Annotated in this window: 12 protein-coding genes; 8 read left to right on the top strand and 4 right to left on the bottom strand. The window is 44.8% G+C overall.

Features of this window, described 5'->3' with window-relative positions; genetic code table 11:
* Positions 1–98 precede the first annotated feature (98 nt).
* Both AC1XUF_RS29770 and AC1XUF_RS29765 read left to right on the top strand, forming a co-directional pair.
* Positions 99–1,016, top strand: coding sequence for a PfkB family carbohydrate kinase (locus AC1XUF_RS29770; RefSeq protein WP_483345519.1), 918 nt, complete (start codon positions 99–101; stop codon positions 1,014–1,016).
* 23 nt (positions 1,017–1,039) lie between these two features.
* Positions 1,040–1,846 (top strand): glycerophosphodiester phosphodiesterase family protein, encoded by an 807-nt coding sequence (locus AC1XUF_RS29765; protein WP_483345518.1) that lies wholly within the window; start codon positions 1,040–1,042, stop codon positions 1,844–1,846.
* A gap of 64 nt (positions 1,847–1,910) precedes the next feature.
* On the opposite strand, the gene AC1XUF_RS29760 is transcribed toward AC1XUF_RS29765, so the two are convergent.
* The 3 genes from AC1XUF_RS29760 to kdsA form a co-directional block, all read right to left on the bottom strand.
* Positions 1,911–2,369, bottom strand: a complete 459-nt coding sequence (locus AC1XUF_RS29760) for a GyrI-like domain-containing protein (protein ID WP_483345517.1) — start codon at positions 2,367–2,369, stop codon at positions 1,911–1,913.
* Positions 2,370–2,443: 74 nt separating this feature from the next.
* Positions 2,444–3,112, bottom strand: a complete 669-nt coding sequence (locus AC1XUF_RS29755) for a phosphatase PAP2 family protein (protein WP_483345516.1) — start codon at positions 3,110–3,112, stop codon at positions 2,444–2,446.
* On the bottom strand, positions 3,109–3,921 hold the full coding sequence (gene kdsA, locus AC1XUF_RS29750; protein WP_483345602.1) for a 3-deoxy-8-phosphooctulonate synthase: 813 nt from the start codon (positions 3,919–3,921) through the stop codon (positions 3,109–3,111). The genes AC1XUF_RS29755 and kdsA overlap by 4 nt, the downstream gene beginning before the upstream one ends.
* 230 nt (positions 3,922–4,151) lie before the next feature.
* Between kdsA and AC1XUF_RS29745 the strand changes: the two genes are divergently transcribed.
* The 5 genes from AC1XUF_RS29745 to AC1XUF_RS29725 all read left to right on the top strand — a co-directional run bounded on the left by AC1XUF_RS29745 (position 4,152) and on the right by AC1XUF_RS29725 (position 8,840).
* Positions 4,152–4,388, top strand: a complete 237-nt coding sequence (locus tag AC1XUF_RS29745; protein WP_015813362.1) for an acyl carrier protein — start codon at positions 4,152–4,154, stop codon at positions 4,386–4,388.
* A gap of 44 nt (positions 4,389–4,432) precedes the next feature.
* Entirely contained in the window at positions 4,433–5,686 is a 1,254-nt protein-coding gene (gene fabF / locus AC1XUF_RS29740) for a beta-ketoacyl-ACP synthase II (RefSeq protein ID WP_483345515.1), read from the top strand.
* Between the two features lie 14 nt (positions 5,687–5,700).
* Entirely contained in the window at positions 5,701–6,447 is a 747-nt protein-coding gene (gene rnc, locus AC1XUF_RS29735; protein ID WP_483345514.1) for a ribonuclease III, read from the top strand.
* A 216-nt stretch (positions 6,448–6,663) separates the two neighbouring features.
* Positions 6,664–7,095, top strand: a complete 432-nt coding sequence (locus AC1XUF_RS29730; RefSeq protein ID WP_483345513.1) for an Hsp20/alpha crystallin family protein — start codon at positions 6,664–6,666, stop codon at positions 7,093–7,095.
* A gap of 212 nt (positions 7,096–7,307) precedes the next feature.
* Positions 7,308–8,840 carry a Do family serine endopeptidase gene (locus tag AC1XUF_RS29725; protein WP_483345601.1) on the top strand — a complete coding sequence of 511 codons (1,533 nt, stop codon included), beginning with the start codon at positions 7,308–7,310 and terminating at the stop codon, positions 8,838–8,840.
* 70 nt (positions 8,841–8,910) lie between these two features.
* On the opposite strand, the gene AC1XUF_RS29720 is transcribed toward AC1XUF_RS29725, so the two are convergent.
* On the bottom strand, positions 8,911–10,500 hold the full coding sequence (locus AC1XUF_RS29720; protein WP_483345512.1) for a pseudouridine synthase: 1,590 nt from the start codon (positions 10,498–10,500) through the stop codon (positions 8,911–8,913).
* 298 nt (positions 10,501–10,798) lie between these two features.
* Here AC1XUF_RS29720 and AC1XUF_RS29715 point away from each other — a divergent pair, with 298 nt between their 5' ends.
* Entirely contained in the window at positions 10,799–12,748 is a 1,950-nt protein-coding gene (locus AC1XUF_RS29715) for an acetoacetate--CoA ligase (protein WP_483345511.1), read from the top strand.
* Positions 12,749–12,869 lie beyond the last annotated feature (121 nt).

Genomic DNA, 12,869 nt, shown 5'->3' with positions numbered 1-12,869 from the left:
GCAAAAGATGCTATTCGGTCGTTTTGATTATCTTCGCAGCGTTTTTTGCATATTAAAACCAGTTTGAAACTTACTTAAAATCAATACAGTACTTATTTATGAGTTTATTAACCGTAGGATCTGTTGCATTCGATGCACTTGAAACACCCTTTGGAAAAACAGACAAAATTATTGGCGGGGCTGCCACCTATATCACACTAGCCGCATCCTATTTCACGCAGGAAAATAATCTGGTCGCCGTAGTTGGCGGTGATTTTCCGAAAGAAATGATCGATTTGCTGGAAGATCACGGGGTTAATACAGAAGGACTTGAAATTGTTCAGGACGGTAAAACCTTCTTCTGGTCGGGGAAATACCACGAGGATATGAACAGCCGGGACACCCTGATCACCGAGCTAAACGTAATGGAGCATTTTGATCCGATCATTCCGGATGCTTACCAGGATACCGAGTTTCTGATGCTGGGAAATACCGTTCCTGCAACCCAGAAACTGGTGATCGAAAGAATGTCAAAACGTCCCAAGCTGATCATGCTGGACACCATGAACCTTTGGATGAACATTGCATTGGACGATCTGAAAGCGGTTTTAAAACTGGTTGATTTGATTACCATTAATGATGAAGAGGCGCGTCAGCTTTCGGGAGAGTATTCTTTGAGAAAGGCCGCTAAAAAAATTATGGAGATGGGCCCTAAAACGCTGATCATCAAAAAGGGCGAGCATGGCGCATTGTTATTCCAGGAAAACAGGATCTTTTTTGCTCCCGCTTTGCCATTGGAGGAGGTTTTTGATCCAACTGGGGCTGGCGATACTTTCGCAGGCGGATTTATCGGTTACCTGGCCAGTACCAACGATATTTCATTTGAAAATATGAAAAGAGGCATCATCTATGGTTCGGCGATGGCTTCATTTTGCGTAGAGAAATTCGGTACCGAACGTCTGGTCAATCTTTCTCAGCAGGAAATCAATTCCCGCGTTCAGGAGTTCGTGAATTTGTCGAGCTTTGAAATACAATAGAATGTTCCTTTCCAATTGTTGACATGAATACTTTACTGAAGTACATTTTAATTCCATTCATGGTCTGCACGGTTGTTTTTGCAAACGCTCAGCACCATGGTACGTTACCCAAGGTTAAGAACAAGATCGTGGTAATTGCCCATAGAGGTAACCATGTGGATGTCCCTGAAAATACGCTTGCCTCCTATAAAGAGGCAATCAGTTGCGGGGCCGACTACGTGGAAGTGGACCTGAGGACTACGAAAGACGGACACCTGGTTGTTTTGCATGACGCCACAGTAGACCGGACAACCAATGGAAGTGGAAAAATTGCTCAGATGACTTTGGAAGAAGTGAAGAAGCTGCAGGTTTTCAATCACAATAAAAAAACCCACCGCATCCCGGAGTTCAAAGAGGTACTAGCGGCTTGTAAAGACAAAATCAATATCTATCTGGACTTTAAGGAAGCAGATGTGGCCGAAACATGGAAGCAGATCAAATCTGCGGGAATGGAAGGGCAGGTAGTTGTTTATCTGAATAAAGAATCCCAGTACAAGCATTGGAAAGATGCTGCCCCGCAAGTGCCGCTCATGACCAGCCTGCCCAAAGAAGTTACAAATAAGGAGCAAATGCAGGCTTTTCTAGGCAAGGTGAGTGTTCAGGTGCTTGATAATGTGACGGAGCCTGCCTTGGTACATATCGCCCATGAACTTGGATTATCTGTCTGGCTCGACGTCCAAAGCCCTACAGAAGGGCCTGTATCCTGGAAAGTTGCACTGGAAAAAGGCGTACAAGGCCTGCAGACAGACAAACCAGAGGAATTGCGGACATATCTCAACAGCCATTTATAATTCGTGAAAACGCGTGTATTCGTGGCAAAAGGGGTTGCTGCGGATGCACGCGTTTCCACGAATATTAGTTCAATAACCCAACTTGAACCTCAGTGATATTCCTCTCCGGGTTTTGGAAGTCCATATTGATATAGATTTCACGGTTCTGGCCTGACAAAGTTTTATTCTGAGACATAATCTGCGAAATCAAAGAGCTATAGATTGTTCCCAAACTGTTCCAGTCTCCGTAAAGCTGCTCTGTTATACAGTTGAAGGCTTCCAAGTATTTGGTTCTAAATCCCGAATGCAGCAATACCGTCACAGGAGTTACCGGCAGGGCGATAGTCAGGGAAAATATCGTATCGGGCTGTCCGTCGGCTCCTTCATAAATCCAGTAGATGGGCCCGGTAATTTCCATATCATTGCGAGAAGCATCCCGGTAAAGTTTGTGCGCAACATGCCGGACATGTTCAGAAAGCTGCGTCAAGGAAGTTTTTGTTTCGAAAAACAGAACGTGAATGGGTTGAATGGTCCTGGTTTGCATGTGGATGAGTTTTGAAGTTTCCTCAAAACAAACACCTCCGTATGACAACCCTATGTCAGTTGCATTGTGATTTTTTATTGATGTCTCATTTTTCTGACCGTTTTCTGAAGCCAGGGATAGCTGATATAAAACACCTTCGTTGCACCAATACCGATAGCCGCGCCCATCAGCACATCGGCAGCCCAATGCTTGTTTTTTAAAACCCGTAGTGTACCCACGGCTGTTGCCGTCCCGTAACCTCCAATGCTGTAAAGAACACTCCTGTCACCATACTCTTCATGCAAAATGGTCGCATTGGTAAATGCAGTGGTAGTATGTCCGGAAGGAAAAGAATGGTAGTCCTCGTGATCAGGCCTGGGATATCTGATAATCCTTTTCAGGCTTTGCGTTACACCTTGTGCAGCCAGATTGGATAATAATGCAAGAATAACCTGATCCCCCAGTGAGTGTTTTCCTTTTACGCCCGCAGACGCCAGTCCAAGGCTCACAACGCCCGGCGTATACTGCAGGTATTCATCCCAATGGGATTGGAATGAAGGATATTGCGCTACAACATTTCGCTGTAAATGCCTGCTGATTTTGCCTTGAGTAATGAATGCGGCTAGGCCTAGTGTAACGGGAGGAATGACGTCCCCGGCCTTCACTACCCAGCGCGTAGAGTCTTGCTGGGCAAAAGTAGCCTGCGAGCATAAGCAGCAGAAAATAATGAAACAGTAGCACTGTAATCTGACGGTTCTAATCATAAAATGGCCTCCCTGACTCGCACCAGCCGCTGCAAAAGTCCTTCCAATTGGTCGAGTGGCAACATATTGGCCCCGTCGGACTTTGCTTCGGAAGGATTAAAATGTGTTTCGATAAATAATCCGTCCGCTCCTACGGCAATAGCAGCCTTGGCAATTGTTTCGATTAGCTTAGGTTTGCCGCCCGTGATACCTGAGCTTTGATTGGGCTGCTGCAGAGAATGGGTGCAATCCATCACCACTGGAATCCCGAATGCAGCCATTTCTGGCAGGTTACGGTAATCTACCACAAGGTCACCGTAACCGAAACTATTGCCGCGATCGGTTAAAATGACCTGACAGTCAGGATTGACATCATTGATTTTTTCAGCCGCAAATTTCATGGATGCCCCTGAAAGGAACTGCCCTTTTTTTACGTTGACCGCCTTGCCAGTGCGCGCCGCGGCCGCCAAAAGTTCAGTTTGCCGACATAAAAAGGCTGGAATTTGAAGCACATCAACATACTCTGCGGCAAAGGCGGCTTCATGTGATTCGTGAATATCTGTGACAGTCGGTATCCCAAAAGATTCATTGATTTCACGAAGTATTTTCAATGCTTTTTCGTCTCCAATCCCTGTAAAGGAGTCAATTTTCGTGCGATTGGCTTTGCGGTATGACCCTTTAAAAATATATGGAATTCGAAGTTTGTCGGTAATGGTGACGATATGTTCAGCGATGCGGAGCGCCATATCCCTACCTTCAATGGCGCAAGGGCCCGCCATCAGAAAAAATTGGGGCGAATCCGTGTTTTTTAATTTGGGTATTGAAATCATACGTAGTTGAATGTGGACGAGCAAATGTTTCGCGAATGTACATTTATCCGCAACGTTCTCCAGACGATTGCGGGATTTCCAATTAGATATAGCTGATAAGCGATTGATTTTCTGCTTTTTTTTATTTCCTATCGATGTTTCACAATAAAATGAAAGGACTAAAAAAATTTTGAAAAAGTGAACTGAAATATCTTTCTTTGTGGCGATTTTAACCAAAAAGTGAATATAAAATGTCAGCAATTGCAGAAAGAGTTAAGCAAATTATCGTCGAGAAACTCGGCGTTGAAGAGTCGGAGGTTACACCGGAAGCAAACTTCCAGAACGACTTGGGAGCGGACTCTCTAGATACCGTTGAATTGATTATGGAGTTTGAAAAAGAGTTCAATCTATCTATTCCTGACGATCAGGCAGAGAACATTGGCACAGTAGGCCAGGCTGTTGCATATCTGGAAGAAAACGTGAAGTAATTCGGTTTCACACCAGTGTCATCTTCTATTTCTGTCCTTATTTTATGAGTTTTAAGAGAGTTGTGATTACGGGGATGGGTGCATTAACACCCATCGGGAATGATGTTTCTACCTTTTGGACAAATTTGGTGGCAGGTGTAAGCGGAGCAGCGCCGATTACACATTTCGATGCTGAAAAGTTTCGCACCCGCTTTGCCTGTGAAGTGAAAGGCCTGGATATCAACAATTACATTCCTCGTCAGGAAGCTCGCAAGATGGATCCATTTGCGCAGTATGCTGTAATTGCCGCAGATGAAGCAATGAAGGACGCCGGCTTTGCCGCAGATACGCTTGATCTCGACAAAGCCGGTGTAATTTGGGGTACCGGTATAGGCGGCCTTAAAACCTTCGAAGAAGAAGTCATCAATTATGCCCAGAACGGCAAAATCCCCAGATTTAATCCATTCTTTATCCCTAAAATGATCGTAGACAGTGCATCGGGAGTTCTCTCGATCCGCTATGGTTTCAGGGGACCTAATTTTATTACTGTCTCAGCCTGTGCTTCGGCAACTAATGCACTGATTGACGCATTCAATTATATCAAACTTGGTATGATGAATGTTTGTATTTCAGGAGGCTCGGAGGCAGCGGTTACAATAGCCGGCGTAGGAGGGTTCAATGCACTGAAAGCTTTATCCGAAAGAAATGATTCTCCCGAAACAGCTTCACGCCCTTACGATAAGGACCGTGATGGGTTTGTGCTGGGAGAAGGTGGCGCTGCCCTCATCCTGGAAGAGCTCGAACATGCAAAAGCCCGTGGCGCGAAAATCTATGCTGAAATGATCGGTGCCGGAATGTCTTCGGACGCATATCATATTACTGCCCCTCACCCGGAAGGGCTTGGAGCGCACATTGTAATGAAGAACGCGGTAGAAAACGCTGGGTTAAAACCCGAAGACATCGATTACATCAATACACACGGCACATCTACACCAATTGGTGATCCACAGGAGATCAAGGCCATTGAGAAATTTTTTGGCGATCACGCTTATGAACTTAGTATCAGTTCCACCAAATCCATGACTGGCCATCTGTTGGGCGGTGCCGGTGCGATTGAGGCTGCTGCTTGTATCATGGCAATCCGGGATCAGGTTGTTCCTCCTACTATCAATCATTTTACCGACGACCCTGAGATCAATCCAAAGCTGAATCTCACGTTCAATACGGCTGAAAAGCGGAAGATAAATTATGCCCTTAGCAATACATTTGGTTTTGGTGGGCACAATGCATCAGTCATTTTCAAAAAGTATGAGGACTGATAAACTTTTTACCATTGGCAAAGCGAATTCTTATACCGATACTTTCTCTTTTCAGGACCGGAAGTGCTGAGGACAAAAAATTTAAGGAATCGATTGCACATGTAATTGGTGACCGCCCGTCAAACCTCGGGGTGTATCAACTTGCTTTCCGTCATACTTCGGCATCCAAAGAAACGGCCATCAAAGGTTTCCGTGAGTCCAACGAGAGATTGGAATATCTGGGCGATGCGGTGCTGGGAATGGTTGTCGCAGAATTTCTCTTCACAAAATATCCTTACAAAGACGAGGGATTCCTTACCGAGATCCGTTCACGGATTGTTAATCGCGAGTCTCTTAATCAAATTTCCCGAAAGCTTGGACTCGATCGCCTGATCGAATATGATGGCAATCGCCGAGGTATGTCTCCGAGATCTTCCATGTACGGCGATGCACTGGAAGCATTTGTTGGCGCGATCTATCTCGATAAAGGTTTCAGGTTCACCCGCACCTTTATCATCAGTAAGCTCATCACGCACTATGATCTGGATAGTATTATTCAGACCAATGCGAACTTCAAAAGCCTCATTATCGAGTGGGCGCAGCGTGAAGGTAAAGAGATCCGTTTCGAAATTCTTGAAGAACGCGGAACGAGGCATCATCGCGAATTTATCTCACAAATCCTCGTCAATGACGAGCCCTTTGCAACCGGTAACGGTTTTACAAAAAAGAAAGCAGAACAATCCGCTTCGGAACAAGCCTGCGCTATCCTTGAACTAAAATAATCCCCTATTTAACAGAGATCATCGCTTTATTGGCAGATAGGAACACTGTTTTCAGTCATTTTATGACTTTTTGTCACTATTAATTAAATTTCATGAACTATTCGGACATTTTGTCCTGATTTTTTTGGCATTTGTGAACAGGAATGAAAGTTGATTAACAGCTTACAAACCGAAACGGTTAAACTGTAAAATCAAAAACATTAAAACCTTATAGCAATGAGCACATTAGTCAAAACACATTTCGCAAATCCATCTTATTTGAACGGATTTTTTGGTAAGGATCTATTTCATGAATTCAACACCCCTGCATTTTCGGGAAGTGTGCCAGCTGTGAATGTGGTTGAAAATAAAGAAGGCTTCCGAATTGAAGTGGCTGCCCCTGGCTTGCAGAAAGCAGATTTTAAATTGAACCTGGAAAAAAACCAGTTGACAATCTCCGCACAAAAGGAAGTGAAAGAGGAAGAATCAAGCGAGAAATATACCCGCAGGGAATTCAAGTACAATTCCTTCCAACGCACCTTCACTCTCCCTAGCTCAGTGGATGGCGATAAGATCGAAGCTAGCTATAATGATGGTATCCTGAACATTGCTTTGCCCAAACGCGAAGAGGCGAAGGAAAAACCTGCCCGCGCGATTGAAATTGCATAATACGCGAAATTTCTTGAAGGCGTTATTTGCGAGAATAACGCCTTTTTTATGAAAGGCATTTGGATAAATGTTAATTTCGGCTGGCAGGATATTTTACTAAATTCCTAAATGAAATACCTTTGTTAAAATATGTTAAATGAGCCTGCTACGGGAATAATTTATTATTTGCTTTGCGTTATTCATTCACAAAATAAAACCCCAGCATAATGTCTATGAAAACAAATTGGAAAGGTTTAGTGTTGGTTGGGTTGATTTCAAGCGCGTCAACTCTTGCCGGCTTTAAGCTGCTAAGTCCAGATAACGGTAAAGATGTAATTTTTAAGGAAGCTGCTTCTGAGTCTATTGCACGGTTTACCTCAACGGGTGCGCCTGTGGGTGCTCCTGGCGATTTTGTATATGCAGCTGAGGCGACAACACCCACGGTTGTCCATATTAAGTCTACGATTACACGCCAGGCTTCCCGCGGTCAGCAACAGATCCCTGATATTTTTCGGGATTTTTTTGGTGATGATTTTGGCGGCGGTTCCCGTGGCCCGCAATCGTCCGAAGCGGCTGGTTCCGGAGTTATTATCTCTTCTGATGGCTACATTGTTACGAATAATCACGTAGTAGAAGGCGCCCAGGAGCTGGAAGTAACTTTGCACAATAAAGGCAAGTACAGGGCTAAGGTGATTGGCACAGATCCTTCGACCGACATAGCGGTTATTAAAGTAGAAGCAAAGGACCTCCCCGCAGTTGTTCTGGGCAATTCTGATGCGGTTAAAGTGGGAGAATGGGTGGTAGCGGTTGGTAATCCGTTCAACCTGGAATCGACAGTGACTGCAGGCATTGTGAGTGCAAAGGGTCGTGGGCTTGGAATCATTGGTCAAAACAGTCGTCGTAACGGTGTAACGCCAACTTCAATGGCAGCCGGCGATTCTCCACTTGAATCTTTTATCCAGACAGATGCCGTAGTTAATCCCGGAAACAGTGGCGGTGCGTTAGTTAACCTGAAGGGTGAACTGATCGGTATCAACACTGCAATTGCTAGTCCTACGGGAAGCTTTGCGGGATATGCTTTCGCTGTCCCATCCAGCATCGTTAAGAAAGTTTCTAGCGATTTGATCAAATTTGGCAATGTGCAACGTGGATATTTGGGTATTCAGCTTGATGATCTGGATAGCAGAAAGGCGGAGGAATACGGTGTGAAAGTGAACGATGGCGTATATGTCCGTGAATTCACAGAAAATAGTGCTGCAAAAGCGGGCGGCGTTAATAAAGGTGACGTGATCGTCAAAGTGGATGGGATGGATATCCATTCAGTTCCTGAGCTGCAACAATCGATTGGTTTACACAAACCTGGCGATAAGGTGAACCTGACAGTTAACCGAGAAGGCAAAGAGAAGGAACTAAATGTGACGCTTCGCAACAGAACGGGCGGCTCGGAAATCATCAAACGTGATGAAACAGCAGCAATTATGAATGCTTTGGGTGCGCAGTTTGGCAACCTCAGCGATGCTGAGAAACAACGGTTGTCCCGATATAAAATTGAAGGTGGTGTAAAAGTGTTATCCATTGAGGGCGGTAAGTTTGGCCGTTCGCAAGTTGAAGAAGGCTTTATCATTACCAAGGTGAATGGAAAAGCTGTCAAAACCGTGAAGGATTTCGAATCGGCAATTGCGGGCAAAGAGGAGTCAATGGTGCAGTTTGAAGGACTTTATCCCGATGCTCCTTACGATGTGTACTCTTTTGGATTCAGATTGTAGAACCTGTTTAGTATAAAAATGAAGGGCTGCGGTGTTCAACATCGCAGCCCTTCATTTTTTATTGGAACTATTAAAGCAGGAATTTGAGCTTAATCACTTCTTTCTCGTTCAAAAAGCGCCATTTTCCGCGGGGAAGGTCTTTCTTGTTCAGCCCTGCGAACACAGTACGGTCCAGTTTTTGAACCTCGTAACCCAAATGCTCGAACATTCGGCGAACGATGCGGTTACGGCCACTGTGAATTTCCAGGCCTACTACCATGGCATCGGGAGTGACAATTCCAACTTCGTCGGGATGGATGAAACCGTCTTCCAACTCCAGTCCGTGTTGCAGCAACTCAAAGTCCTCTGTGGTGATCGGTTTATCAAGTTCCGCCTGATAGATTTTCTTAATGCCTCCTGATGGATGAGTCAGTTTTTCAGCCAACTCACCATCATTGGTCAAAAGCAATAACCCGGTTGTATTTCTGTCCAGGCGGCCGACCGGATAAACACGCTCCGAACAAGCACCTTTGATCAGGTCCAAAACCGTTTTGCGTTCTTCCGGATCATCGGTCGTAGTGATATAATCCTTTGGTTTATTAATCAGGATGTAAACCATTTTTTCAGGATTCAACGCCTTTTTACCATATTTGACAACATCTGTGGGTTTTACCTTGTAGCCCATTTCGGTAATAGTCTTTCCGTTTACCGAAATCTGCCCACTCGAAATCAGGTCATCAGCTTCACGACGGGAGCATATTCCTGCGTTGGCGATATAACGGTTCAGGCGAATCTCGTTGCTTTCTTCTTTTTTCTTAGGAGCGTTTTTTTTCTCGTATTCCGAAAGATGATACCTCGGCGCACTTTCAAAGCGACCTACTCTGCGATCCAGTCCGCTACGATCTTCAGCAGGAGCTACATGCTCTTCTCTCGGTGTCCGATCTCTGAAGCTTCTTTCGTCCGATGGATCGGACTCACCTTTTTTTTTAAAAGCAGGTTTGTCTTGTCGGTCACGCTGAAAAGGGCGTTCAGTACGGCCCGATTCGGATCTAGGCTTAAATTCCCTGGAACCATTGCCTCTGTCAGAGGAAGTTCTTTCAGGTCTGTCGCCCAAAGACTTTCGTTCTTCTGATCTGAAATCTTCCCTCGGCTTGAACTCCCTTGCATCAGTGCTTCTGTCAAAGCGGGGCCTTTCAGTCCTACTTCCAAAAGATTTTCTTTCTTCAGGTCTGGAATCTTCTCTTGGCTTAAACTCTCGCGAATCATTTTCAGGACGCTGTCTGTCTGGTTTCTCGCCATATGGCCTTCTCTGACCAGGGCTTGAATTTTCGCGTGGCTTAAATGAACGCGCATATCTGTCCGGAGCAGCTTTTCCGGGCTCTTTACGATCATTGGTGCCTCGGTAGTCACCGTCACGGTTAATTGATCTGGGCTTATCACGATCAGGCTTATCGTTTCCGTACTTTTTAAATTCGGGCTTATCGAATCGCGGCCTGTCTGATTTTGGTTTTTCGTGGTCAAAATTCGGGCGGGCTTTGGGGCCTTTGTTTTCCGAAGAAGGTGCTGCGACCCTCAGACTTGATTTTTTGATACTTGGTTTGCTGAATCGGCTCTCGACTTCAGGCTTTGCTCTTTTGAAGGGACGGTCTCCGCCGTCATTGGATTTTGTTCTTTTTCTCATTAGGAATGCAGTATCACTACTGGATTTATTTTCCTCTCACAATTTGCCGTGTAACCGATAGTAATTTTATTGCGCAATAGTTATAAATCTGCCACTAAAATCTTCTATCTAACGTATCTGATGATCAGAGTAATTATGATTTAATTTTTAAGGGCACAAAGATACGGTTATTTTCGGAGTAAATATTTTTGTTTCATCTTATGTCGAAAATCATAAAGGAACGTTTATTAGTACTATTGCCAAAAGGCGGCTTTTATAGTAATATTTTTGGTCTATTCCTTCACATAATGTTTTAAATATGTCGGCTGAGGTGCAGGTTCAACCATTATGGAAGCCCGGAAGAACTTTACTGGAACAATCCAATATGAAGAAGTTCATGGATTGGCTGTTTGTAAAAAAAGGGCTTTATTTTCGTTCGTACCATGATCTGTGGGAATGGTCTGTAACTGATCTGGAAGATTTTTGGGAAAGCCTTTGGCACTATTTCAACATCAAATCACATGATCTCTATCTCGAAGTTCTGCAAAAACCGCAAAGCGGATTAATTGGTACCAGGTGGTTTACGCGTGCCAAGCTCAACTATGCCGAACATATTTTCAGGAATAAAACAAAAGACCGCCCGGCTATTATGTATCAGTCGGAACAAGCTGAGTTAAAGGAAATTTCCTGGGAAAAACTGGAAGAAGAAGTGGCTGCAGTGGTTGCCTGGCTGAGGCAGCGTGGGGTGAAACCGGGCGATCGGGTTGCTGCCGTCCTGCCAAACATTCCTCAGGCAATTACCGCATTTCTGGCAGCAAATGCGGTTGGGGCTGTCTGGTCTTCGTGCTCGCCGGATTTTGGCAAGACAGCTATTGCTGAGCGTTTTCTTCAGATTGAGCCCAAGGTACTTTTCATTACGGACGGATATTCCTATAACGGGAAAACTTACGACATCACTTCATTCGCACAGGAATTGTCATTTTTATTGCCTTCTGTGAAGGATACTGTTTTGATCAATAACATTTTCTCTGAAACAAAACCTGAGCGTTTTACCTCCTGGGAAGACATTTTACACATTCAAAATTTCGGTCTTGATTTTGAGCCTGTTCCATTTGATCACCCGATCTGGATCCTATACTCTTCGGGTACTACTGCCCAGCCGAAAGCCATTACCCACGGAGTAGGCGGCTGCCTGATCGAACACTTGAAAGCGTTGACGCTGCATCAAAATGTGAAACCGGGCGACCGCTATTTCTGGTATTCCACAACCGGGTGGATGATGTGGAATTATGCACTGGGCTCGTTACTATGCGGTGCTATCCTGGTACTTTACGACGGAGCTCCTGCATTTCCATCATCACAGGTACTCTGGACACTGGCGGAAAATGCAAGAATTACTCACTTCGGCAGTGGCGCGGCTTATTTTATAGCTTCCATGAAAAGTGGCGTCAGTATTACTTCTGAGCGTTTGGCTAGTCTGGAAACGATCGGCTCTACTGGCTCACCTTTGCCTGCAGAGTTATATGAATGGATTTATAAGCATGTTAAAAAGGATGTCTGGCTAATCTCCCTGAGCGGAGGGACAGACGTCTGCAGTGCTTTCGTAGGCGGCAGCCCTCTACTGCCGGTATATGCCGGAGAAATACAATGCCGGATGCTGGGATGCAGGATAGAGGCTTTTGATGAAGCTGGAAAGCCTGTATTGAATGAGATGGGTGAAATGGTGATTACCCAGCCCATGCCATCTATGCCAATTTACTTCTGGAATGATGAAAGCGATGAGAAATATCTGGGGAGTTACTTCGGAATGTACCCCAACGTCTGGCGTCACGGGGATTGGATTAAGATTACAGACAGAAAGACGGTAATTATTTATGGCCGGTCGGACGCGACCCTGAACCGGGGCGGCGTACGTATCGGGACGGCCGAAATTTACCGTGCTGTAGAAAGTATTCCGGAGGTCAGGGATAGTTTGGCTGTGTACCTTGAAAAAGCAAATGGAGAGGGGACTATTTCGCTTTTTGTGGTTTTGAGAAAAGACCAGACATTGACTGATGATCTCAAAATGCATATCAAAAATACATTGCGCACTCAGTATAGCCCGCGTCATGTACCTGACACGATAGAGCAGGTAAGTGATATTCCGTACACCATTAATGGGAAAAAAATGGAAACTCCCATGAAGAGAATTTTGATGGGCGAAGATCCTGCCCGGTGCATTAATCTTGACACGATGAGGAATCCGGAATCATTGAAGGCATTTGTCTGAATACTGCATAAAATGCTCATTTTTCGGCTATGTAAGTATTGGCAAAGCCTATTTGTTTTAAGGAATCAAAATTGTTTACTTCACGTTAGAGAAACTTGCTCATACAGCTGGTTACAACTCT

It is taken from the genome of Dyadobacter sp. HNCC25DJ185, from assembly GCF_056895195.1.
Note: the sequence above shows the minus strand (reverse complement) of the source record. Positions and strands in the feature narration are given on the sequence as shown.

Bases quoted from the DNA above. Each gene is read 5' to 3' on its own strand.
- AC1XUF_RS29770 (WP_483345519.1), top strand. From the start codon at position 99: ATGAGTTTATTAACCGTAGGATCTGTTGCATTCGATGCACTTGAAACA.
- AC1XUF_RS29765 (WP_483345518.1), top strand. From the start codon at position 1,040: ATGAATACTTTACTGAAGTACATTTTAATTCCATTCATGGTCTGCACG.
- AC1XUF_RS29760 (WP_483345517.1), bottom strand. From the start codon at position 2,369: ATGCAAACCAGGACCATTCAACCCATTCACGTTCTGTTTTTCGAAACA.
- AC1XUF_RS29755 (WP_483345516.1), bottom strand. From the start codon at position 3,112: ATGATTAGAACCGTCAGATTACAGTGCTACTGTTTCATTATTTTCTGC.
- kdsA (WP_483345602.1), bottom strand. From the start codon at position 3,921: ATGATTTCAATACCCAAATTAAAAAACACGGATTCGCCCCAATTTTTT.
- AC1XUF_RS29745 (WP_015813362.1), top strand. From the start codon at position 4,152: ATGTCAGCAATTGCAGAAAGAGTTAAGCAAATTATCGTCGAGAAACTC.
- fabF (WP_483345515.1), top strand. From the start codon at position 4,433: ATGAGTTTTAAGAGAGTTGTGATTACGGGGATGGGTGCATTAACACCC.
- AC1XUF_RS29730 (WP_483345513.1), top strand. From the start codon at position 6,664: ATGAGCACATTAGTCAAAACACATTTCGCAAATCCATCTTATTTGAAC.
- AC1XUF_RS29725 (WP_483345601.1), top strand. From the start codon at position 7,308: ATGAAAACAAATTGGAAAGGTTTAGTGTTGGTTGGGTTGATTTCAAGC.
- AC1XUF_RS29720 (WP_483345512.1), bottom strand. From the start codon at position 10,500: ATGAGAAAAAGAACAAAATCCAATGACGGCGGAGACCGTCCCTTCAAA.
- AC1XUF_RS29715 (WP_483345511.1), top strand. From the start codon at position 10,799: ATGTCGGCTGAGGTGCAGGTTCAACCATTATGGAAGCCCGGAAGAACT.